21 protein-coding genes are annotated in these 19,702 nt (G+C 64.0%); 14 read left to right on the top strand and 7 right to left on the bottom strand.

What is annotated here, in order from left to right; genetic code table 11:
• Window positions 1-42: 42 nt before the first annotated feature.
• Window positions 43-1,146: a redox-regulated ATPase YchF gene (gene ychF, locus BLJAPNOD_RS09325; protein ID WP_077503441.1), complete on the top strand. Its 1,104-nt coding sequence runs from the start codon at window positions 43-45 to the stop codon at window positions 1,144-1,146.
• A gap of 52 nt (window positions 1,147-1,198) precedes the next feature.
• Here the strand turns inward: ychF and BLJAPNOD_RS09320 are convergent, their stop codons facing one another.
• Complete coding sequence (locus BLJAPNOD_RS09320) at window positions 1,199-2,305, bottom strand: hypothetical protein (RefSeq protein ID WP_244610903.1); 1,107 nt, start codon at window positions 2,303-2,305, stop codon at window positions 1,199-1,201.
• 252 nt (window positions 2,306-2,557) lie between these two features.
• On the opposite strand from BLJAPNOD_RS09320, the gene BLJAPNOD_RS09315 reads away from it, so the two are divergent.
• The 3 genes from BLJAPNOD_RS09315 (at window position 2,558) to BLJAPNOD_RS09305 (ending at window position 3,911) form a co-directional block, all read left to right on the top strand.
• Window positions 2,558-3,010 carry a MaoC family dehydratase gene (locus tag BLJAPNOD_RS09315; protein ID WP_115419609.1) on the top strand — a complete coding sequence of 151 codons (453 nt, stop codon included), beginning with the start codon at window positions 2,558-2,560 and terminating at the stop codon, window positions 3,008-3,010.
• Window positions 3,010-3,480, top strand: coding sequence for a MaoC family dehydratase (locus BLJAPNOD_RS09310; protein ID WP_077503439.1), 471 nt, complete (start codon window positions 3,010-3,012; stop codon window positions 3,478-3,480). Before BLJAPNOD_RS09315 ends, BLJAPNOD_RS09310 begins: the two co-directional genes overlap by 1 nt.
• 218 nt (window positions 3,481-3,698) lie before the next feature.
• Window positions 3,699-3,911 (top strand): hypothetical protein, encoded by a 213-nt coding sequence (locus tag BLJAPNOD_RS09305; RefSeq protein WP_025427942.1) that lies wholly within the window; start codon window positions 3,699-3,701, stop codon window positions 3,909-3,911.
• A gap of 12 nt (window positions 3,912-3,923) precedes the next feature.
• On the opposite strand, the gene BLJAPNOD_RS09300 is transcribed toward BLJAPNOD_RS09305, so the two are convergent.
• Window positions 3,924-4,469, bottom strand: coding sequence for an adenine phosphoribosyltransferase (locus BLJAPNOD_RS09300; RefSeq protein WP_115419608.1), 546 nt, complete (start codon window positions 4,467-4,469; stop codon window positions 3,924-3,926).
• Window positions 4,470-4,671: 202 nt separating this feature from the next.
• On the opposite strand from BLJAPNOD_RS09300, the gene BLJAPNOD_RS09295 reads away from it, so the two are divergent.
• Complete coding sequence (locus BLJAPNOD_RS09295; protein ID WP_077503436.1) at window positions 4,672-4,857, top strand: DUF1059 domain-containing protein; 186 nt, start codon at window positions 4,672-4,674, stop codon at window positions 4,855-4,857.
• A gap of 384 nt (window positions 4,858-5,241) precedes the next feature.
• Window positions 5,242-5,547, top strand: coding sequence for a hypothetical protein (locus tag BLJAPNOD_RS09290; RefSeq protein WP_115419607.1), 306 nt, complete (start codon window positions 5,242-5,244; stop codon window positions 5,545-5,547).
• Between the two features lie 180 nt (window positions 5,548-5,727).
• Here the strand turns inward: BLJAPNOD_RS09290 and BLJAPNOD_RS09285 are convergent, their stop codons facing one another.
• The 3 genes from BLJAPNOD_RS09285 to BLJAPNOD_RS09275 are packed head-to-tail and all read right to left on the bottom strand — an operon-like array spanning window position 5,728 to window position 8,236.
• Entirely contained in the window at window positions 5,728-6,987 is a 1,260-nt protein-coding gene (locus BLJAPNOD_RS09285; RefSeq protein ID WP_115419606.1) for a CCA tRNA nucleotidyltransferase, read from the bottom strand.
• Complete coding sequence (locus BLJAPNOD_RS09280; protein WP_077503433.1) at window positions 6,984-7,616, bottom strand: CoA pyrophosphatase; 633 nt, start codon at window positions 7,614-7,616, stop codon at window positions 6,984-6,986. Before BLJAPNOD_RS09280 ends, BLJAPNOD_RS09285 begins: the two co-directional genes overlap by 4 nt.
• A complete protein-coding gene (locus BLJAPNOD_RS09275) occupies window positions 7,613-8,236 on the bottom strand; it encodes a DUF1285 domain-containing protein (RefSeq protein WP_115419605.1) in 624 nt (207 codons plus the stop codon). Before BLJAPNOD_RS09275 ends, BLJAPNOD_RS09280 begins: the two co-directional genes overlap by 4 nt.
• Window positions 8,237-8,431: 195 nt before the next feature.
• Between BLJAPNOD_RS09275 and BLJAPNOD_RS09270 the strand changes: the two genes are divergently transcribed.
• Genes BLJAPNOD_RS09270 through BLJAPNOD_RS09240 form a run of 7 tightly spaced genes read left to right on the top strand, consistent with a single transcriptional unit; the run spans window position 8,432 to window position 17,395 of the window.
• Window positions 8,432-9,445, top strand: coding sequence for a MoxR family ATPase (locus tag BLJAPNOD_RS09270; RefSeq protein ID WP_077503431.1), 1,014 nt, complete (start codon window positions 8,432-8,434; stop codon window positions 9,443-9,445).
• Between the two features lie 3 nt (window positions 9,446-9,448).
• Window positions 9,449-10,369: a DUF58 domain-containing protein gene (locus BLJAPNOD_RS09265; RefSeq protein ID WP_115419604.1), complete on the top strand. Its 921-nt coding sequence runs from the start codon at window positions 9,449-9,451 to the stop codon at window positions 10,367-10,369.
• Window positions 10,366-13,173, top strand: a complete 2,808-nt coding sequence (locus BLJAPNOD_RS09260) for a DUF4159 domain-containing protein (protein WP_115419603.1) — start codon at window positions 10,366-10,368, stop codon at window positions 13,171-13,173. Before BLJAPNOD_RS09265 ends, BLJAPNOD_RS09260 begins: the two co-directional genes overlap by 4 nt.
• A gap of 10 nt (window positions 13,174-13,183) precedes the next feature.
• The gene (locus tag BLJAPNOD_RS09255) at window positions 13,184-15,253 is read left to right on the top strand and encodes a hypothetical protein (protein ID WP_115419602.1); all 2,070 of its coding nucleotides are present in this window, start codon (window positions 13,184-13,186) and stop codon (window positions 15,251-15,253) included.
• A complete protein-coding gene (locus tag BLJAPNOD_RS09250) occupies window positions 15,250-15,723 on the top strand; it encodes a GNAT family N-acetyltransferase (protein WP_199565921.1) in 474 nt (157 codons plus the stop codon). The genes BLJAPNOD_RS09255 and BLJAPNOD_RS09250 overlap by 4 nt, the downstream gene beginning before the upstream one ends.
• A 53-nt stretch (window positions 15,724-15,776) precedes the next feature.
• Complete coding sequence (locus BLJAPNOD_RS09245; protein ID WP_115419600.1) at window positions 15,777-16,970, top strand: cellulase family glycosylhydrolase; 1,194 nt, start codon at window positions 15,777-15,779, stop codon at window positions 16,968-16,970.
• A gap of 8 nt (window positions 16,971-16,978) precedes the next feature.
• Window positions 16,979-17,395, top strand: coding sequence for a GNAT family N-acetyltransferase (locus BLJAPNOD_RS09240; RefSeq protein WP_115419599.1), 417 nt, complete (start codon window positions 16,979-16,981; stop codon window positions 17,393-17,395).
• Window positions 17,396-17,404: 9 nt separating this feature from the next.
• On the opposite strand, the gene BLJAPNOD_RS09235 is transcribed toward BLJAPNOD_RS09240, so the two are convergent.
• Window positions 17,405-17,962 (bottom strand): N-acetyltransferase, encoded by a 558-nt coding sequence (locus BLJAPNOD_RS09235; protein ID WP_077503424.1) that lies wholly within the window; start codon window positions 17,960-17,962, stop codon window positions 17,405-17,407.
• A 257-nt stretch (window positions 17,963-18,219) separates the two neighbouring features.
• On the opposite strand from BLJAPNOD_RS09235, the gene BLJAPNOD_RS09230 reads away from it, so the two are divergent.
• The gene (locus tag BLJAPNOD_RS09230; RefSeq protein WP_115419598.1) at window positions 18,220-19,197 is read left to right on the top strand and encodes a glutathione S-transferase family protein; all 978 of its coding nucleotides are present in this window, start codon (window positions 18,220-18,222) and stop codon (window positions 19,195-19,197) included.
• A 45-nt stretch (window positions 19,198-19,242) separates the two neighbouring features.
• Here the strand turns inward: BLJAPNOD_RS09230 and BLJAPNOD_RS09225 are convergent, their stop codons facing one another.
• Window positions 19,243-19,683, bottom strand: coding sequence for an NUDIX domain-containing protein (locus BLJAPNOD_RS09225; RefSeq protein WP_077503422.1), 441 nt, complete (start codon window positions 19,681-19,683; stop codon window positions 19,243-19,245).
• Window positions 19,684-19,702 lie beyond the last annotated feature (19 nt).

Genomic DNA, 19,702 nt, shown 5'->3' with positions numbered 1-19,702 from the left:
CATAGCCACGCCCAACGAATTCGAGAACGACAGGTTTTAGCCATGGGCTTCAAATGCGGTATTGTCGGGCTGCCGAACGTCGGCAAGTCCACCCTCTTCAACGCGCTCACCAAGACGGCGGCGGCTCAGGCTGCCAACTATCCTTTCTGCACGATCGAGCCGAACACGGGCGAAGTCGCGGTTCCCGATCCGCGCATGCGCAAGCTGGCCGACATCGCCAAGTCGAAGGAAATCATCCCGACGCGCATCTCCTTCGTCGACATCGCCGGCCTCGTGCGCGGCGCATCGAAGGGCGAAGGCCTCGGCAACCAGTTCCTCGCAAACATCCGCGAAGTGGATGCAGTGGTGCACGTGCTGCGCTGCTTCGAGGATGACGACATCACCCACGTCGAAGGCCGCATCAACCCGGTTGCCGATGCCGAGACGATCGAAACCGAGCTGATGCTCGCCGACCTCGACAGCCTGGAGCGCCGCACCGATCAGACCCGCAAGCGCGCCGGCGGCAAGGACAAGGATTCGGTCGCCCAGCTGCCGATCATGGAAGCGTCGCTGAAGCTGCTGCAGGACGGCAAGCCGGTGCGCACGCTGCTGGCCAAGCTCGACGCCGAAGAGCTGCGCATCCTGCAGGGCCTCAATCTTCTGACCGCGCATCCGGTTCTCTATGTCTGCAACGTCGCGGAAAGCGACGCCGTCGACGGCAATGAGCACACGCGCGCGGTTGCCGAAATGGCAAAGGCACAAGGTGCCGAGAGCGTCGTGATCTCGGCGGCGATCGAATCCGAAGTCGCACAGCTGCCGGAAGAAGAAGCCAAGGAATTCCTGAGCGCGCTCGGCCTGGAAGAAGCCGGCCTCGACCGCCTGATCCGCGCCGGCTACAAGCTGCTCGACCTCATCACCTATTTCACCGTCGGTCCAAAGGAAACGCGCGCCTGGACGATCCAGCGCGGCACCAAGGCACCGCAGGCTGCCGGCGTCATCCACACCGACTTCGAGCGTGGCTTCATCCGCGCCAACACCATCGCTTTCGACGATTACATCGCGCTTGGCGGCGAAGTCGGTGCGAAGGAAGCCGGAAAGGCCCGCGACGAAGGCAAGGAATACGTCGTCCAGGACGGCGACGTCATCCACTTCCGCTTCAACACGTAAGACGATGAGCCAAGGCGCGCTTCAGGCGCGCCGCCAATAGCACCACCCGATGTTACGGCGCGGCATGCAACCGCGCCGTAACTGTTTCTGGCAACAGGTTCATGACGATGCGCCGCAGCTTCTGCCAGAAAATGCCGATGAAAAGCACGGTGACGCCGACGGCCGCAAACGCGACGAAGACATAGTTGTCGAGCGACGCGCCGGTCTGGTTGAGCATCGTCCAGATCGCGCCGCCCAGCGACAGCAGCCCTGAGGTCACGAAGGCGCGGCGGTCGATGACCAATCCGACCAGCATGAACAGGGCAACGATCAGGATGGCGGCAATCGCCTGGCCAAGCCCGGCCTGCCCATCCCACCACGTGCCGCCGCCGTTCGACAGAAAGACCAGAGCGATCAGCGCGTAGAGCAATGCAGGTGCTGCGGCCAGATGCAGCCAGAACGCCGTATCGGAGCGCGCCGTCACACGCTGTGGATCGGAGACGTCGTAGCGCATGGCGACCGCAAACAGGCCCAGGGCTCCGACAAGAACGGTGAGCGCGAGAAGCGTGAAGTGGTTGCCGTTGGCGAGGTCGATCCCAAAACTCCTCTCGATGGCAAACAGAACCGCCACCACGCAAATGAGCGCGATCGATACCATCAGACCGGCGAGCGCCAACGGGACGCGGTAGCGCCAGTAAAACAGACCGAGCGGGATGGGGAACACCGAGAGATAGACGAGCGCAACGACCATCGGCTTCCAGGCATCATCATGCTCGTCCACGAACAGCAGCGAAGTCATCCCGACCCAATGCACGAGGGCAATCGTCAACGCCACCGAAGGCAGTGCCAGGCGCTGGCGACGCACGAGGATCTCCGCAAGCACAAGAATGACCGGCAGGGTGGCGAACGGGCCAGCCAAACCCCAAACACCGATCAGCACGACCACGACGCCGATGGTGATCAGGATGTCGTGAAATCCCCGGACGAACCGCGGCTGCTCGCTGTCTTCGGCGGCGCGCGCATCGAGAGCGGCATCGTCCCGATCCGCGGCGGCGTCCCTTGCCGACGGCCCGAAGTTGATGCCGCGGTCAGCAAGATAGGCTTCAAGATCGCTCACCTGATGGGCGGCGATGATCCCCTTTTCGGCAGCGCCGGCGAGCGCCCTGTTCAATTCGGTCACGGACATTCCTCAATCAAGAGCTGGTCGAGATACCAACAAAACAGGTGGTTGCATGAAGAAGCGCCATGCGCAACCTGGAAATTCCGCGATACGGATGCGTCAACTGATGCGGGAACACCATGCGCCGGACACGACACTTCGGGGACACCCTAAGGTTTGAAAGACATTGCTTAATTTCCCACTCAAATCGATTCCGGTTTGTGGAATTATGCAGTAGGTAAAGCGTCAGCAAATCAGACGGGACAACCCAGCATGTTGTATTTCGAGGATTTTTCCGAGGGGCGGCGCTTCGACTATAAACCGGTCGAAATGAACGCCTCCGATATGATTGCCTTCGCTCAGGAATTCGACCCGCAGCCGATGCATCTCGACGAGGAAGCCGGCAACCGCAGCATCCTCGGCGGGCTTTCGGCGTCGGGCTGGCACACCAGCGCCGTCGGCATGCGCATGATGCTCGACGCCTTCATGGGCCAATCCACGTCTCAGGGCTCGCCCGGCATCGACTTCATGGACTGGAAGAAGCCGGTGCTTGCCGGCGACGTCCTGACCGGCTTCAGCCAGGTGATGGAGGCGCGCCGCTCGAAGTCCAAGCCGGGTTTCGGCATCGTCAAGTTCCGCAACGAAATCGTCAACCAGGCCGGCGAGCCGGTGGCGGTTTCGGAATGTTCGGTGCTCTTCCGCTGCCGTGACAAGGTCCAACACTGATGATGACGATGGAGGAGTTTTACGCCACCGGCCGCAGGACCGTCATCGGCAGCCTGACCTTTTCGGCCGAGGACATCATCCGCTTCGCCCGCGACTTCGATCCGCAGCCCTTCCATCTCGACGCCGAGGAGGCCCGGCATTCACTGTTCGGTGGCCTTTGCGCGTCCGGTTGGCACACGTCCGCCGGCTGGATGCAGTGTTTCGTCCGGTTCTGGAAGGACGAGCAGCGGCGGCTTGCCGCCGAAGGCCTGCAGGCGCCAAGGCTCGGCCCCTCGCCCGGCTTTCGAGATCTCCGTTGGCTGAAGCCGGTCTATGCCGACGACACAGTCACCTATGCCGTGACGTTTCTTGAAAGCCGCGCTCTTGCCTCGCGGCCGGGCTGGCGGATCAACACGATCCTCTGCGAGGGCGAAAACCAGCACGGCGAGGCGGTGATCCGCTTCGAAAGCAAGGTCATCGAGTTCGTCTAGAGGGTTTCCAGGAAAAGTGCGAAGCGGTTTTCCGTCCGGAATGCGTAAATGCAGGGAGCCAGCCCGCCGTCACCTGTCCCAACCGAAGGGCGACAATCTAATTCCTTAAGTCAGGAACGATTTGGGCGTAAAATCCGTTCGGACCTTCCAAGCTCCACGCCCGTCGCCGACAGGCCCTGGCGCAGAGGAGCTTCGACAGGGATAACGGAGGGCTATCGATGGAAAAGACCCATGTCCGCGAACTGGCGGAGGAATATCTTCGCCTCGGCGGCCACCGCCGCGTGGCGATCGACGATAACGAAACCTCTATCAGAAGCTGGGAAGACGAACCGCCAGAAGCCGACGCCTTCTGGCGGAAAGAGGTGGAAACACTGACGCCAGCAACACAGCGCGAGGTGCAGCTGATGCTGCCGACGATCAATCGCGCCTGAGGGCGTCAGCCCTCAGTGGCCGTCGAATTCGATCAGCGTGCGGACGTTGACGCCAAGCGCTTCGAGCTTCTTGCGGCCGCCGAGCTCCGGCAGGTCGATGACGAAACAGGCCGCAACGATGTCGGCGCCCATCTGCTTCAACAGCTTGACGGCGGCTTCCGCTGTGCCGCCGGTTGCAATCAGGTCATCGACGAGAATGACCTTCTCGCCCGGCTTGATCGCGTCCCTGTGCATCTCCATCTCGTCGACGCCGTATTCGAGGCTGTAGGCGATGCGCACCGTGTCATGCGGCAGCTTGCCCTTCTTGCGGATCGGCACGAAGCCGGAGGAAAGCTGGTGGGCGATCGCGCCGCCGAGAATGAAACCGCGTGCCTCGATGCCGGCGATCTTGTCGATCTTGGTGCCGGCATAGGGATGCACCAGTTCGTCGATCGAACGGCGGAACGCGCGTGGATTGCCGAGCAGCGTGGTGATGTCGCGGAACATGACGCCCGGCTTCGGATAGTCGGGAATATTGCGGATAGCGGCGATCAGTTCCGATTGAACGGTAGTGGTCATGGGCAAAGAAGGCCTTTGTGTCTCTTGTTACCGCAAACCCATAACACCATCGACCCGCATGTCTATAACGGTTTCTTGCCGCACGGAGGCTGGAACAATTTGGTCGGTCCGGGGGTTGATGCTAGGCTGGGTTCCGTGGCGCGCGGAGGAGATGCGCGCGACCAACCCCTTGCATTGAGCTCACATCGGAAGGAGGAACATCATGCGCCTGTTTGAATGCGGTTCTCTTGTCCCGGGTTGCGAATGGCACACCCGCGCCGATAACGACGCCGAAATCGTCCGCCGCGTGGTGGACCACATGCGCCAGTCCCACGGCGAAACCATGATCCGCGAAAACATGATCGACAACATCAAGGCGCGCATTGTCGAAGAGACAAAGGCCGCCTGACAAAGCTGCCTGTGACCCGAGCGCGCGCGGGTTTCACACCGATGCAGACCCGCGCCGCGTCTCGTTTGTCCTGCCGCCCAACAACGGCGCGCGGTGTCGGACGGTTGTGATGGACAGAACGATCGCGACCGCGCGATCTGGACTGTGCGAGGATCCCCTGCCAACCCTTGAGCCTTGGCACACTTCGGATCGCGCCTTCGATGATCCGGTGGACAAGCGGCAATGGCGCGAAGGAGATTTGACCCGCGCGGTCCTCACGCTTAATAGCCTTGTGATCAGGACACGGCGTTCCGCCCTCGCCTGTCATGGTGATCACTTGCGTTTGCCGGCCGCCTGCGCGAACGTCTCATGCCCTGCACTTTTTCAAACTGGCACTCGGAACCTATGAACGACAAAGCTTTTGACACTTTGACCGGCATGTACTTCACGGTCGACGATCCCGATGGGAGTTATGGTACTGGTCAGGTTATTCGTCTTGCTGCCGAAGGGATCTATTTCGTTCGCTTCGACGGCAATGAGGTGACGCTACCCCTGGAGCTCGTGTCTATCGGCGAGATGCTGCAGACCACCGAAGAAGAGTACAAGCTCTGGCGGTTCTTCGATACGACCGAGGAACGGGACAAGTGGATCGAATGGCTGGACGCGCCATCCAAGCCGCGGGTCATCTCGCTTGTGAGGCCGACCAAGTAGCGGCCTCTACTCCGGCGCGGAAAGGGGTTGCGGAGACAGGATTCGAAATCCGAACCTGCGACAGGTTAAAAACCGGATGAGCGACCGGGCTGCTCAGCGCGTGGCGCGCTCCCGAAGCGGGAGATCTGAACGTTTCGACTTGGGCGCATCGAACTTTGCCATGCTCTCACGCCGCGCGCTTCAGGCGCGCGGCACCATCGCTTCGAGCCTTGCGACAAGGTTTGACCGGTCGAGACCGAAGTTGCGCTCGATCCACAGGGTCTCCAACTCGCTGAGGATTTCACCGACGCGGGGTCCGGCCGGGATGCCGACCTTCAGCACATCGGCGCCCGTCAGCGGGAAACTCGGGCGCTTCCATGCCTCGGTTCGCTTCAAAAGACGTTGGAACGCTGCGGTTTCAGCCAGCAACGATGGATCGTTTTCGGATTTGCGTCTGGCCGAAGCGAGCGCCAGCCGAAGCCGGGCGGAAATTCCCTCCGGGCCGTGGCGGTAAAGCAACCGGTCGAGTGCCGCATCCACGGTTTTTGCGAGTATCGCCGGCGCATTGGCAAAGCGCGAAAAATACGCTGCCTCGGCCTTCGACAGGCGCAGACGTGCGGCCATGGCTTCGAGCCGCTCTGCGTCCGGCGGCACGATCGCCGCAAGGCGTAAAAGCGGATCGGGAACCCACGAGAATGCGCGCTCTGCGGCAACCAGTTCCGGAATGGCGTCGATGCCCCATTTCTCCGTCTCAGGCAGGATTTCGGTCAACACACCCGCCTGGCGCATCCAGAGCAGGGCACGGCCCGGATCGTCGGCCGAAAGCAGCTTTTTCGTCTCGGCCCAAACGCGCTCTGCCGAAAGCGTCGACAGTTTGGAGCGCGCCTGGGCGCAGGCCCGCAAGCCATCGGCATCAGGGCGCCCATTGCCGTAATGGGCGAAGAAGCGGAAGAAGCGCAGGATGCGCAGATAGTCCTCAGCCACCCGCTCGGCCGCATTGCCGATGAAGCGCAGAGTGCGGCTCTCGATATCGGCAAGGCCGCCGACATCGTCGATGACCTCGCCCTTGGCGTTGGCGTAGAGCGCGTTGATGGTGAAGTCGCGCCGTTCGGCATCGGCTTTCCAGTCGGTCCCGAAGGCCACTTCGGCACGGCGCCCATCGGTCGCAACGTCACGGCGCAACGTCGTCACCTCATAGGGCATGCCGTCGATGACCAGCGTCACCGTGCCGTGGTCGATGCCCGTCGGCACCACCTTGATCCCGGCGGCTTTCGCGCGCGCCGAAACCTCGTCGGGATGCCAGGTGGTGGCCATGTCGACATCGCCGACCGGCACGCCCATCAGGCTGTTGCGGACGGCGCCACCGACGACGCGCACTTCGCCGCCCTCGACATTCAGGAGATCGAAGACGCGGCGAAGGGATGGGGCAGAAAACCAGCTCTCGCCGGCAACCGAGGTCATGCATAAAGCCTTTCGTAGAGCATTCGGACGATGCCGGCGGTGATACCCCAGATATTCCGGTCACCATAGGGCATGCGATAGAAATGCCGGTCCTCGCCCTGCCAGTGGCCGCTTCCGCGTCCATGGTTTCCAGGATTCATCAGGAAGGACAACGGCACTTCGAAGACGCTTTCGACCTCGTCCGGGTTGGGCACCAGCTCGAAGCCGGGCTGCACCACCGCCAGAACCGGCGTGATCTTGAAGCCTGATAGCGCCATGTAATGCGGCAATCGTCCGATGGTTTCCACGAACCGCGGATCGAGACCGATCTCCTCTTGCGCCTCGCGAAGGGCGGCAAGCTCGATCGACCGGTCTTCGGGATCGACGGCGCCGCCGGGAAACGCCACCTGGCCGGAATGCTTGCGCAGGCTGGCGGTCCTTTGAGTGAAGATGACATGCGCATCCTCGCCGTCGTCGACCACTGGCACCAGCACAGCCGCATCCTTCAGATGCAGAGTTTCAAGATGCGGCACGATGCTGGGATTGAGCAGGAAGTCGCCGTGCTCACGCCACGCGCTTTCCACCGGCCCGCCCATCTGGGTCAGCGCCCGGCGGCGAAATTCGTCGGCGGAATAGGGATGCACGTTCATCGCGACAGCGCTTCCAGTTCGGCAGCGGGCATGACCGAGAAGACGGAGCCGCCCGAGCGCACGCAGAACATCTCGACACCGTCGACCATCACGGTCTCACCAAGTTCGACGATATCGTACATGACCGGCCGGGAAACCAGCGCTTCGAGCCGGCCGCGCACATGCAGGTAGGGCTTCAGCTCACGGTTCTCGCCGTGGATGACGAAGCGCAAGGCATGCTCCGGCCCCGCCTCGACAACATCGCCGACATTGGTGCGAAACGTCAGCACCTGCACGCCGTCGTTCTGAGTAACGCTCATTTCGACGGCAATGAAGGGCGCATCGACGATGCGGATCGCCACCTTTTCCACAGGTGTCACCAGATAGGTGACGCCGTCCTCGTCCTTGCGCAAAACTGTGGAGAACAGCCGCACCAGCGGCTGCCGGCCGATCGGTGTGCCCAGGTAGAACCAGGTGCCGTCGGCGCGGATTTCCATGTCGATATCGCCGCAGAATGGCGGATTCCAGCGCTCCACCGGCGGCAGGCCGCGCTTGCCGTCGCCCGTCTGGCCGGCCGCGCGCGTAATCAGCGCCGCCAGTCCGGCCGCGTCCCCGGTTCGCTGAATTTCGGCTTCTGCCATCGTTCCGTCCCGATTGGCCCCGATTTTGCACCGGAGGCGTGTATGCCGTCGCGAGATGCGGCGTGTATGATGTCACGAGATAGTGCGTCTGCGGCGACTTGTCAGCCGTCCGCCAGGGTCTAAATTGGAATAAGGCAACTGAAATTCCCCGGCGGGGCGATTCGGTTCAACAACGGGCGACCGGGGAGTACGACCATGAGTGTGATGAAGGGCGCGACGGACGCGACCGACGAAAAGGCGATCGTTGCCGCGGCGGAAAACGCGCTTTCGGAAATCGCGCTCGTGCGCGCCGAAGTCGGCAAGGTCATCTTCGGTCAGGAGACCGTGGTCGAGCAGACCCTGCTTGCGGTGCTCTCTGGCGGTCACGCCCTGCTCGTCGGCGTTCCCGGCCTTGCCAAGACCAAGCTGGTGGCGACGCTCGGCACCGTTCTCGGGCTTGATTCCAGCCGCGTGCAGTTCACGCCCGACCTGATGCCGTCGGATATTCTCGGCTCCGAGGTCATGGACCAGGACGCGGCCGGCCATCGCTCCTTCCGTTTCATCCCCGGCCCGATCTTCACGCAGCTGCTGATGGCCGACGAAATCAACCGCGCCTCGCCGCGCACGCAGTCGGCGCTGTTGCAGGCGATGCAGGAGTATCACATCACCGTTGCCGGCGCCCGCAAGGACCTGCCGCAGCCGTTCCATGTGCTCGCCACCCAAAACCCGCTGGAGCAGGAAGGCACCTATCCCCTGCCCGAAGCCCAGCTCGACCGCTTCCTGATGCAGGTCGACGTTGGCTATCCCGAGCTTGCCGCCGAACGGCAGATCCTGCTTGAGACCACGGGCACCGCCGAAGCGACTGCCCGTCCTGTCATCGATGCCGCCCGCCTGCAGCAGATCCAGAGCCTCATCCGCCAGATGCCGGTCGGCGAGAAGGTGGTCGATGCCATTCTTGATCTCGTGCGCTCCGCCCGCCCGGGGAACGGCAACGCGGCAACCGACAAGAACGTCGCCTGGGGCCCGGGTCCGCGTGCCGGGCAGGCGCTGATGCTCTGTGCCCGCGCCCGCGCGCTTTATGATGGCCGCCTGGCTCCGTCGATCGACGACATCCTGGCGCTCGCCGAGCCCGTTCTCCAGCACCGCATGGCGCTGACCTTCGCCGCCCGTGCCGAAGGCATGACCGTGCGCGACGTCATCGCCGGGCTGGTGAAACAAGCCAAGGGATAAAGAATGGCCTCCATCGGGCACATAGTTGCGCGTACCCCCGCTGGTGAGGTTCTTTCCCGTGCGCAGCAGCGCGCGATGCTTGTTCCTGATTGCCTCGTCGAAGCCCGCCGCATCGCCAATACGGTGATCTCCGGCTGGCATGGGCGACGCAAGCGCGGGATCGGCGAGAATTTCTGGCAGTTCCGCCCCTATAGCGACGGCGAAAGCCTGTCGCGCATCGACTGGCGCCGTTCCGCCCGCGACGATCATACCTATGTGCGCGACCGCGAATGGGAGGCCGCCCATACCATCTGGCTCTGGGCCGACCTGTCGCCGTCGATGATGTACAAGTCGACGCTCGGTTCGGTGTCGAAGGAAAGCCGGGCACTGGTGCTGATGCTGGCGCTCGCCGAAATCCTCGCCCGCTCGGGCGAACGCATCGGATGCCCCGGCGTGATGGAGCCGATCTCGGCCCGCAACGCCGCCGAACGGCTGGCAACCGCGATCATGCTGACCCCGCTTTCCGAAGGCTTGCCGGAGACGGGCATGATCCGCAACGCCAGCGATCTGGTGCTGATCGGCGATTTTCTCGATCCGACCGACCGGATCATGGAGCGGCTGGGTCCGATCGCCCGCCGCGGCCTTCGCGGCCATGTCGTCGAGGTTGCCGATCCGGCCGAGGAGGTTTTCCCCTATGCCGGCCGGACGGAATTCAGCGACCCGGAAACCGGCCAGAAGCTGACCGCCGGGCGCGCCGAAATCCTGCGCGAAGATTATCAGCGCGCCTACCTTGCGCGCCGTGAAAGCCTCGGCGTGACGCTGCGCCATCTCGGCTGGACCTTCACGCCGCACAGGACCGATCGACCCGCCTCCGAGGCGCTGGTTGCCGTCCACATGTATCTGTCCGGCATGCCCGGGCGCGCCACCCATGGAGGCCAGCTATGACCGGCCTTCCCTTTCTCTTTGCCAATCCGGCGATGCTTGCGGCCCTCATCGCCCTGCCGGTGATCTGGTGGCTGTTGCGCATGACGCCGCCGAAACCGGCGGCCGAAGTGTTTCCGCCGCTGCGCATCCTTGCCTTGGTCTTGAAGCGCGAAGAAACGCCGTCGAAAAGCCCGTGGTGGCTGACCCTTTTGCGCATGCTGCTGGCCGCCGCCGTCATTCTCGCCATCGCCGATCCCATTGTGAACCCGCGGCAGAACACATTGGCAACGGGCGGTCCGCTCGCGATCGTCGTCGACAACAGCTGGGCGACCGCCACCGACTGGGAACAGCGCGTCGATGCCGTCAGCACGCTGATCGACGATGCGGAGGCGCGCGACCTGGCCGTCTCGATTGCCTTCACCGGCGATCGCCAGCATGACGCCACCCCGGGCTCGGCAGCGACTGCGCGCAACAGGCTTGCCGCCGCCGCCCCCATCCCGCTCGCCGTCGACCGCGCCCAGGCGATTGCCGCGCTGAAAACCGCGTTCGAAGGCACGAAGCCCGGCACACTCGCCTTTGTCAGCGACGGCATCGAGGCGGCAGATCAGAAAACCATGGCGGCACTGTCCGAAGTCGGAGCCGCCGAACTGCGGCTGATCGAGGCCGATGGCAGCCGCACCGTGGCGCTGACCGATAGCAGCAACGGCTCGACCGGCATGTCGGTGACGGCGACGCGCCTGCGCAAGGACGCAGCGCAGACCCTGCCGATCGTTGCCTATGACACCCGCGGCCGCGCCATTGCCGACGGTCAGATCGCCTTTGCCGCCGGCGAAGGTGTCGCCAAGGGCGACATTGAAGCGCCTTTCGAACTGCGCAACGACTTCGCCCGCATCGGTATCGAGAATGCCGCGACCGCCGGCAGCGTGCATCTGCTCGACGATGGCTTCCGCCGTCGCCGCGTCGCGCTTTTGAGCGGCGAGGCCCGCGACCAGTCGCAACCGCTGCTGTCGCCGCTCTACTATATCAACCGTGCGCTCGCGCCCTATGCCGATCTTGTCGAACCGCGCGAGACCGATCTCGCCGTCGCCATTCCGGAACTGCTGGAGCAGAAGCCTTCGGTGCTGATCATGGCCGATATCGGCCGGCTGCCGGAAGAGATCTATCCGAAACTGTCGAAGTGGATCGACAATGGCGGCATGCTCATCCGCTTCGCCGGGCCGCGGCTTGCCGCAGCCCCGGCCGATGATCCGCTGGTGCCGGTAACGCTGCGCCAGGGCGAACGGGCGCTCGGCGGCGCGCTCTCCTGGTCCGAACCGCAACCGCTTGCCGACTATCCGGGCAACAGCCCGTTTGCCGGCATGGCGCGCCCGGCCGACATTCTCGTCAAGCGGCAGGTGCTGGCCGAGCCGACGGCCGATCTTGTCGAGCGGACCTGGGCAAGCCTTGCCGATGGCACGCCGCTGGTCACGACCTCGACCCAGGGCGCCGGGCGCATCATCCTCTTCCATGTCAGCGCCGAGGCGACCTGGTCAAACCTGCCGATCTCTGGCGATTTCGTCGAGATGCTTCGCCGCAGCGTTCAGCTGTCGCGCGGCGGCGGCGTTGCCAATGAGGGCAAGGCGCAACAGCAGACACTCGCCCCCTATCGGCTGCTCAATGCCGACGGCGTGCTCGTCGCCGAGACTGGCAACGCCCGGCCACTTGACGTCGCCCCGGGTCAGGTTCCGGTCGCGACGCCGGAGAATCCCCCGGGTCTCTACGGCTCGGAAGACGGCTTCACCGCGCTCAACCTTTTGCCGCGCAATGCCGAGCTGGCGCCGATCGACATGACGGCCGCCGGTGCGCACACGACCCAGCCACTGGCCGCTTCCGAGAGCTGGTCGCTGAAGCCGTCGCTGTTCACGCTGGCGCTGCTGCTGTTGCTCGTCGACGCGCTGATCGTGCTGTTCATGGGCGGCGCGTTCTCGAGGCTGCGTGCAGCAAAGGCGATGAGCGCAATCCTTCTGCTGGCCGCAAGTGCCTTCCTCGCGTCGCCACCGGATAGTCTGGCCGACGACAGCCGACCGGAGGACGCCGCCATTCTCGAGCGCCTCGACACCACGCATCTGGCCTATGTCGTGACCGGCGAAGGCGAAGTCGATCGTCTCTCCGAGCGCGGGCTTGCCGGCCTCACCGATTTCCTCACCTATCGCACCACGCTTGAGCCCGGCACACCCGTCGGCCTCGATATCGCCAAGGACGAGCTGTCGTTCTACCCGATCATCTACTGGCCGGTTTCCGCATCGGCGCCGATGCCGAGCCCGCAGGCCGTCAGCCGCATCGACGCCTATATGCGCGCCGGCGGCACGGTGCTGTTCGATACGCGCGACCAGTTCTCTTCGCTCGGTGCATCGTCCGGCGGCACCAGCCCCAATACCGAGCGGCTGCAGGCGATCCTTGCCAATCTTGACATCCCGCCTTTGGAGCCGGTTCCGACCGACCACGTGCTGACCAAGGCGTTTTACCTGCTGTCGAACTTCCCCGGCCGTTACACCGGTAGTCCGCTGTGGATCGAGGCTCAGCTCGACAATCGTGAAGAGCCGAGCAATCGCCCGGCCCGCTCCGGCGATGGTGTCACGCCGATCATGATCACCGGCAACGACTTTGCCGGCGCCTGGGCGGTGGACGCCAACGGCGTCGCGCTGCTGCCGACCGTACCGCCGGACGAGATGCAGCGCGAATACGCCTTCCGCTCCGGCGTCAACATCATGATGTATATGCTGACCGGCAACTACAAGGCCGACCAGGTGCACGTGCCGGCCCTGCTCGAACGGCTCGGACAATGAGGGCCGATCGATGACCGCCGACTTCTCACCCTTCATCCCCTGGCCCTATCTGGCGGTGCTTGCCGCTGCAGCCGCAATCCTGGCTGCACTCGGCATCTGGCGCGGCGTGCGCGGCGCCTGGGTGCGTGCAGCAGCGCTTGCTGCCTTCTGCCTGGCGCTGGCCAACCCGATCCTCTTCCAGGAAGAGCGCGAGCCGCTGTCGACCATCGTTGCCGTTGTCGTCGACCGCAGCCAGAGCCAGGACTATGCCGGCCGACGCGAGCAGACCGACAAGGCGCTCGCCGACCTCAAGGACCGGCTCTCCCGCTTCCCGCAGATCGAGACCCGCCTCGTCGAAGCGGCCGACAGCGAGGAGAGCGAGGCGCCATCGACGCGGCTCTTCTCCGCCTTGACCTCCGTGCTTGCCGACGTGCCGCCGGCGCGGGTCGGCGGCGCAATCTTCATCACCGACGGCCAGATCCACGACGTTCCCGATATCAACCAGAAGCTCGGCTTCGACGCGCCGATCCACGGGCTGATCAGCGGCAAGCCGGATGAGTTCGACCGCCGCATCGAGATCGTCAGCGCGCCGCGCTTCGGCATCGTCGGCGAACAGCAGAAGCTCTCCTTCCGTGTGGTTGACGATGGCAAGACGCCGGGTGGAACCGCCGAGGTCACCATCCGCCTCAACGGCAACGAAATTGCTACCGAAGTGGCCGAGCCCGGCACCGACGTGCCTTTCAGCTTCACCGTGCCGCGCGGCGGCAACAACATCCTCGAATTCGCGGTCAACGGCGTCCCCGGCGAAGTCACCGAAACCAACAATCGCGCCGTCCATGTGCTCGACGGCATCCGCGAGAACCTGCGCGTTCTGCTGGTCTCGGGCGAGCCGCATGCGGGCGAACGCGCCTGGCGCAACCTGCTGAAATCAGACGCCGCCGTCGACCTCGTCCATTTCACCATTCTGCGCCCGCCGGAAAAGCAGGACGGAACCCCAATCAACGAGCTGTCGCTGATCGCGTTTCCGACGCGCGAACTGTTCGTCGACAAGATCAGCGAATTCGACCTGATCATCTTCGACCGCTACCAGCATCGCGGCGTGCTGCCGATCCTCTACTACGACAACATCGCGCAGTATGTGCAGAACGGCGGCGCGCTTTTGATCGCCGCAGGGCCGGAACATGCCGGCAATGATTCGATTGCCGCCACACCCCTTTCGGCCGTGCTGCCAGCAAACCCGACCGGCGTGATGAACGAAAAAGGCTTCTATCCGCGCCTTTCGGACGAGGGCAAGAAACACCCTGTCACCCGCGGCCTCGAAGGGGCTGCCAGCGAGCCGCCGCAATGGGGCCGCTGGTTCCGCACCGTCGACGTCGACAGACCGCTCGGCCAGACCGTGATGGAAGCGGCTGACGGCAAGCCGCTGCTGGTGCTCAATCGCGTCGGCAAGGGCCGTGTCGCCATGCTGCTCTCCGACCAGGGCTGGCTCTGGGCCCGCGGGTTCGAAGGCGGCGGTCCGCACGTCTCGCTCTATCGCCGCACCGCCCATTGGCTGATGCAGGAGCCGGCGCTGGAAGAAGAAGCGCTGACGGCCCGCGCCGCCGGCCGCACGCTCGAAATTACCCGCCAGACCATCGAGGGCGATCCCGGCCCCGCGACCCTCACCTACCCCTCGGGCAAGACCGAGGAACTGACGCTCGCTCAACGCGAGCCCGGCCTCTACAGGGCCGAAGTCAAGACGACGGAGACCGGCCTGTTCGAAGTCGCCAACGACGAATTGACGACGCTCGTCCATGTCGGCAATGTCGACGCGCCGGAGTTCAAGGCGGCGATCTCGACCGAGGACAAGCTGCGCCCCTGGGCTGAACAGACCAAGGGTCTGGTGCGCCGGCTGGCAAGCGCCGAAGGCGCCATCGACCTGCCGTCGATCCTGCCGGTGCGCGGCGCCGTGCGCGTCGCCGACGACCAGCGGCTGTCGCTGCGCATGACCGACGAAACCGTGCTCAGGGGCATCAATTCGCTGTCGCTGTTTACCGGCCTCTTCGGCCTTGCCGCCCTGCTCCTGCTGATATCGGCAACCTGGTACCGCGAGGGGCGATGACCGATCCGAGCGTCGCCATCAGCAACCTGCGCGACGTGCCCTACTTCGCCGATGATATAGCCGACCGCGTCTGGCGAGCCTGGTGGGAGCCGCGCGGCTTTCCCTTCGGCCATATCGCCGAGATGGTGGCGGGGAGCCTTGGCGACCACCACATTCCCTTCGCCATCGTCGCCCACCGCGGGGCGACCTTCATCGGCACCGCATCGGTTATCGAATCCGACCTGGAGGAGCGCCCCGAACTTCGCCCCTGGGTGGCGGCCGTCTGGGTCGAGCCTACTTTCCGTGGCCTCGGCATCGGCGCCAGCATCGTGCGCCATGCGGCGGAGGCGGCGTTGTCCACCGGAGTCGAGCGCGTGTATCTCTGCGCCTTGCCGCAGAAGCGCTCCTTCTATGAGCGCGGCGGTTGGCAGCTCGATGAAAAGGATGTGGGTGAAAGCCGGCTCGACGTTTTCAGCATGCGCCGTTCCTGATTTAGGCCACAATGACTGTCGACATCGCAGGGACATTCTTTGGAGCCCTGTAGATGCGATCGATAGCCTCCTCCTTCCTTGCCCTCGCCCTTACCGGTGCCATCGTCACCGGGTCTGCTCACGCGGCAGACCTTATCGACTTCTGGGACAAGCCGCAGCACGGCGGCAACAGCTTCAACCGGCTGCCGCCGGACGAGGCTTACTTCAAGGCATTGTCCGGCTACGGCGCCACCTGGGTTCGCCTGTCCTACGACAAGTGGAAGCCGACCAAGCGCGACTATCTGATCGGCGACGCCGATAAATACGAGGGCATTCCGGCAGCCGACCTGAAGACGCTGAAGGAAACGCTCGATCGCGCCGACAAGGCCGGATTGAAGGTGGTCATTACTCCCCTGTCGCTGCCCGGCATGCGCTGGTCGCAGAACAACGGCAACAAGTTCGACGGCCGCATCTGGCAGGACAAGGCCTGGTGGGCCGAGGCCGCGAGCTTCTGGCGCGATCTCGCCCGCGAACTCAAGGACCATCCGGGTGTCGCCGCCTACAACATCATCAACGAGCCGGCGCCCGAAAAGCAGAACGGCCTTGCCGAACATGCCGACGAAAAGGCGATGCAAGACTGGTACGCCGGCAAGAAGGGCAGCGCCTCCGACCTCGTCGCCTTCTACGAAACGGTGATTGCCGCCATCCGCGAGGTTGACCCGGCGACCCCGATCATGGCGGACGCCGGCTGGTATGCCGCAGCCGATGCCTTCAATTACTGGCCGTCCGGTCTCAGCGACCAGAAGGTGCTCTACAGCTTCCACATGTACGAGCCCTATGCGGCCACCAGCGCCCCCAACTTGAAGCGCGAGAGGCCCTATGGTTATCCCGGCAAGGTGCCCTTCGGCGAAGGCGAAGAGAACTGGGACAAGGCGCGCGTTGCCTCCTATCTCGGCCAGCCGGTGCAATGGGCGAAAGACAAGGGCATACCGCTCAACCGCGTCGTTGCCGGCGAGTTCGGCTGCATGCGCCGCTGGACCGGCTGCAAGGCCTATCTCGAAGACGTGCTGACGACGCTCGACAAGGACAGCCTGCACTGGGCCTTCTACAGCTTCCGCGAAGACAGCTGGGACGGCATGGACTACGAACTCGGATCGAAGAAGGTGCACTGGAAATACTGGGATGCGATCGACGCCGGCACGCCGGATCCGGTCAAGCGCACCGCGACGCCGGAGTTCGAACCGATCGCCAAGCGGCTGGCGAAGTAGGAACGCCCGTGCTCGAGATTACCGACAAGCCGCCGGCTGAAGCGCTCGACGCCATCGGCAATGGGCTGACAGCGTTCAACGCCGCCGATGTCGGCCCGTCCGAACGACGGCCGCTGGCGGTGCTCGTCGGTGGTCCCGATGCCGGGGGCCAACGCGGCGGCCTCTGCGGCTATACGGCCTGGGGTTGGCTGTTCGTGCAATGGCTGTGGCTGCCCGAAGATCTGCGCGGACAGGGTCTTGCGGGCAAGTTGCTGGCGGCGGCCGAAGACGAGGCGCGGCGACGCGGCTGCCACGGCGCCTGGATCGACACGTTCAATCCGCAGGCCCGGCGCGCCTATGAACGCCAGGGCTACGAGGCCTTCGGCGAGCTGCCCGACTTTCCGCCGGGCCGCAGCCGTGTCTTCCTGAAAAAACGGCTCGTCTAGGACCGGCCGTCAGACCGCAAGCGCCAGTTCGATATCGTCGATCTCGGCTGCCTCATCGGCGGCTGTATCGTCCCGCCAGCCGATGACACCGGACAGGCCGGCATGCACGCCTTCGGCCATCGGCACCACCAGCACCCGCGCCGGATCGACCGGGCCGGGAAACTCCAGCGCGGCGTACCGGACCTTCTCAAAGCCGAGCGGCTGATAATAGGGCGGGTCGCCGACGAGAATGACGGCGTGCGAGCCCTTCCGCCGTGCGGCTTCGACGGCAATACGAACGAGTTCCCGACCGATGCCCATGTTCTTGTGCGACGGCCGCACCGCCAGCGGCCCGAGCAAATGGCCCTTGATCGAACCGGCCATGACAGGCGTCATCCTGACGGAGGCGATCGTCTCACCATTGTCGGCACAGATGAAGGACAGCGACCGATCGTGAGCGCCCTGCTCGCGGATACGCGCAGCCGCCCGGGCAAACCGGCCGGGGCCAAAGGCTTCTTCGTTAATGATTTCGATGGCTGCGTCATGGGACGCGTCTTCGGTCAGGTAGACGAGGTCGTGCTTTGTCATGGGATCAGGAACCAGGCGTACGAACGGACATGGGGATGGCTTCGCCCGAAGGGCGTTGGCAGCATCAGCGTCGTCGCAGGTTTCCCGAGAAGGTCATGAGTTCGGTTCGTTCCGGACACAGAGAAATTTTCTGAAATCGCCGATACCAGAAAATTGCCCGATGTCAAAGCCCAAAACGCACTGTTCAGAAATCGATACCTACCGAAGACCGATAAAGCAGCTATCTATGAACGACGAAACGACAAAGGAGACCGCCCATGGGCAGGCTTGTAGATGGCGTCTGGCAAGACGTGTGGTATGACACAGCGGCGACGAAGGGCCACTTCAAACGCAGCGAATCGCAATTCCGCAACTGGATCACATCAGACGGATCGGCAGGCCCATCGGGCGAAGGCGGCTTCAAGGCAGAAGCCGGGCGCTACCACCTCTACGTCTCGCTTGCCTGCCCCTGGGCCCACCGCACGCTGATCTTCCGCAAGCTGAAGAAGCTCGAGGAGCTGATCTCGGTCTCGATCGTCGATCCGTTGATGCTGGCGAAGGGTTGGGAATTCAAGGGCAAGGACGGCGGCACCGTCGATCACCTCTTCGGCTTCGACGCCCTCTGGCAGGTCTACACCCGCGCCGATCCGACCTATTCCGGCAGGGTGACCGTGCCGGTCCTCTGGGACAAGCAGAAGAACACGATTGTCTCGAACGAATCCGCCGAGATCATCCGCATGTTCAACTCGGCCTTCAACGAGCTGACAGGATCGACCGAGGATTTCTATCCCGAACATCTGCGCAGCGAAATCGACGAGCTGAACGGACGCATTTATGGCGCCGTCAACAACGGCGTCTACAAGGCCGGCTTCGCCACCAGCCAGGAAGCCTACGAGGAAGGCGTTACCCCGCTGTTCGACATGCTCGATGAACTGGACGAGCGGCTGGCATCCCGACGCTACCTGACCGGCAACCAGATCACCGAGGCCGATTGGCGGCTGTTCACGACGCTGGTGCGCTTCGACCCGGTTTATGTCGGCCACTTCAAGTGCAACATCCGCCGGATCGCTGATTACAAAAACCTGCAGGGCTATCTGCGCGATCTTTACCAGGTGCCTGGCGTGGCCGAGACGGTCAACATGCGCCACATCAAGGAACACTATTACCGCAGCCACACGATGATCAATCCGACCGGGGTCGTTCCCGTCGGCCCGATCCTTGATCTGGATGCACCGCATGGGCGGGAATCCATCTAGCCAGCCGGCAGCGCAGGCCTCGAAGCAAGGCGGGGCGTTGCCGCCTCACCAATAGACATCGACAGCGGTGGCGCCGGCGAGCTCTGCAAGCCGGCGGCGCGTTGCGGGCGTCGTATCGTCAGGCAGAGCATCGAGCGCAAAGAAGCCGCTTGCCGAAATCTCCAGATCCGGCGTCTTCGGCGCCAGCTGGCGAACATGGTCACAGCGGTAGAACACCACGTGGTCGCGACGGCTCGTGCGCCTGTTGTAATAGACCTGCGCCAGCATCGGCGGGACTGCCGCCTCGAGATTACCCTCCTCGCGCAATTCGCGCAGCAGGCCGTCGAGTGCCGTCTCGTCACGGTCGAGCCCGCCACCCGGCAGATGCCAGCCGGGCAGATACGAGTGCCGTACCAGAAAGACACGACCTTCATCGTCGAAGCAGGCGGCGCGCACGCCGATCGTCATACCGCGTGACAAGGCGTAGTATCCGTGAGCAAGGCGCATCAGGACGCGGTGATACCAG

The organism is Ensifer sp. M14 (assembly GCF_003355565.1).
GTDB lineage: Bacteria > Pseudomonadota > Alphaproteobacteria > Rhizobiales > Rhizobiaceae > Ensifer.
Note: the sequence above shows the minus strand (reverse complement) of the source record. Positions and strands in the feature narration are given on the sequence as shown.

Bases quoted from the DNA above. Each gene is read 5' to 3' on its own strand.
- ychF (WP_077503441.1), top strand. From the start codon at position 43: ATGGGCTTCAAATGCGGTATTGTCGGGCTGCCGAACGTCGGCAAGTCC.
- BLJAPNOD_RS09315 (WP_115419609.1), top strand. From the start codon at position 2,558: ATGTTGTATTTCGAGGATTTTTCCGAGGGGCGGCGCTTCGACTATAAA.
- BLJAPNOD_RS09310 (WP_077503439.1), top strand. From the start codon at position 3,010: ATGATGACGATGGAGGAGTTTTACGCCACCGGCCGCAGGACCGTCATC.
- BLJAPNOD_RS09305 (WP_025427942.1), top strand. From the start codon at position 3,699: ATGGAAAAGACCCATGTCCGCGAACTGGCGGAGGAATATCTTCGCCTC.
- BLJAPNOD_RS09300 (WP_115419608.1), bottom strand. From the start codon at position 4,469: ATGACCACTACCGTTCAATCGGAACTGATCGCCGCTATCCGCAATATT.
- BLJAPNOD_RS09295 (WP_077503436.1), top strand. From the start codon at position 4,672: ATGCGCCTGTTTGAATGCGGTTCTCTTGTCCCGGGTTGCGAATGGCAC.
- BLJAPNOD_RS09290 (WP_115419607.1), top strand. From the start codon at position 5,242: ATGAACGACAAAGCTTTTGACACTTTGACCGGCATGTACTTCACGGTC.
- BLJAPNOD_RS09285 (WP_115419606.1), bottom strand. From the start codon at position 6,987: ATGACCTCGGTTGCCGGCGAGAGCTGGTTTTCTGCCCCATCCCTTCGC.
- BLJAPNOD_RS09280 (WP_077503433.1), bottom strand. From the start codon at position 7,616: ATGAACGTGCATCCCTATTCCGCCGACGAATTTCGCCGCCGGGCGCTG.
- BLJAPNOD_RS09275 (WP_115419605.1), bottom strand. From the start codon at position 8,236: ATGGCAGAAGCCGAAATTCAGCGAACCGGGGACGCGGCCGGACTGGCG.
- BLJAPNOD_RS09270 (WP_077503431.1), top strand. From the start codon at position 8,432: ATGAGTGTGATGAAGGGCGCGACGGACGCGACCGACGAAAAGGCGATC.
- BLJAPNOD_RS09265 (WP_115419604.1), top strand. From the start codon at position 9,449: ATGGCCTCCATCGGGCACATAGTTGCGCGTACCCCCGCTGGTGAGGTT.
- BLJAPNOD_RS09260 (WP_115419603.1), top strand. From the start codon at position 10,366: ATGACCGGCCTTCCCTTTCTCTTTGCCAATCCGGCGATGCTTGCGGCC.
- BLJAPNOD_RS09255 (WP_115419602.1), top strand. From the start codon at position 13,184: ATGACCGCCGACTTCTCACCCTTCATCCCCTGGCCCTATCTGGCGGTG.
- BLJAPNOD_RS09250 (WP_199565921.1), top strand. From the start codon at position 15,250: ATGACCGATCCGAGCGTCGCCATCAGCAACCTGCGCGACGTGCCCTAC.
- BLJAPNOD_RS09245 (WP_115419600.1), top strand. From the start codon at position 15,777: ATGCGATCGATAGCCTCCTCCTTCCTTGCCCTCGCCCTTACCGGTGCC.
- BLJAPNOD_RS09235 (WP_077503424.1), bottom strand. From the start codon at position 17,962: ATGACAAAGCACGACCTCGTCTACCTGACCGAAGACGCGTCCCATGAC.
- BLJAPNOD_RS09230 (WP_115419598.1), top strand. From the start codon at position 18,220: ATGGGCAGGCTTGTAGATGGCGTCTGGCAAGACGTGTGGTATGACACA.
- BLJAPNOD_RS09225 (WP_077503422.1), bottom strand. From the start codon at position 19,683: ATGCGCCTTGCTCACGGATACTACGCCTTGTCACGCGGTATGACGATC.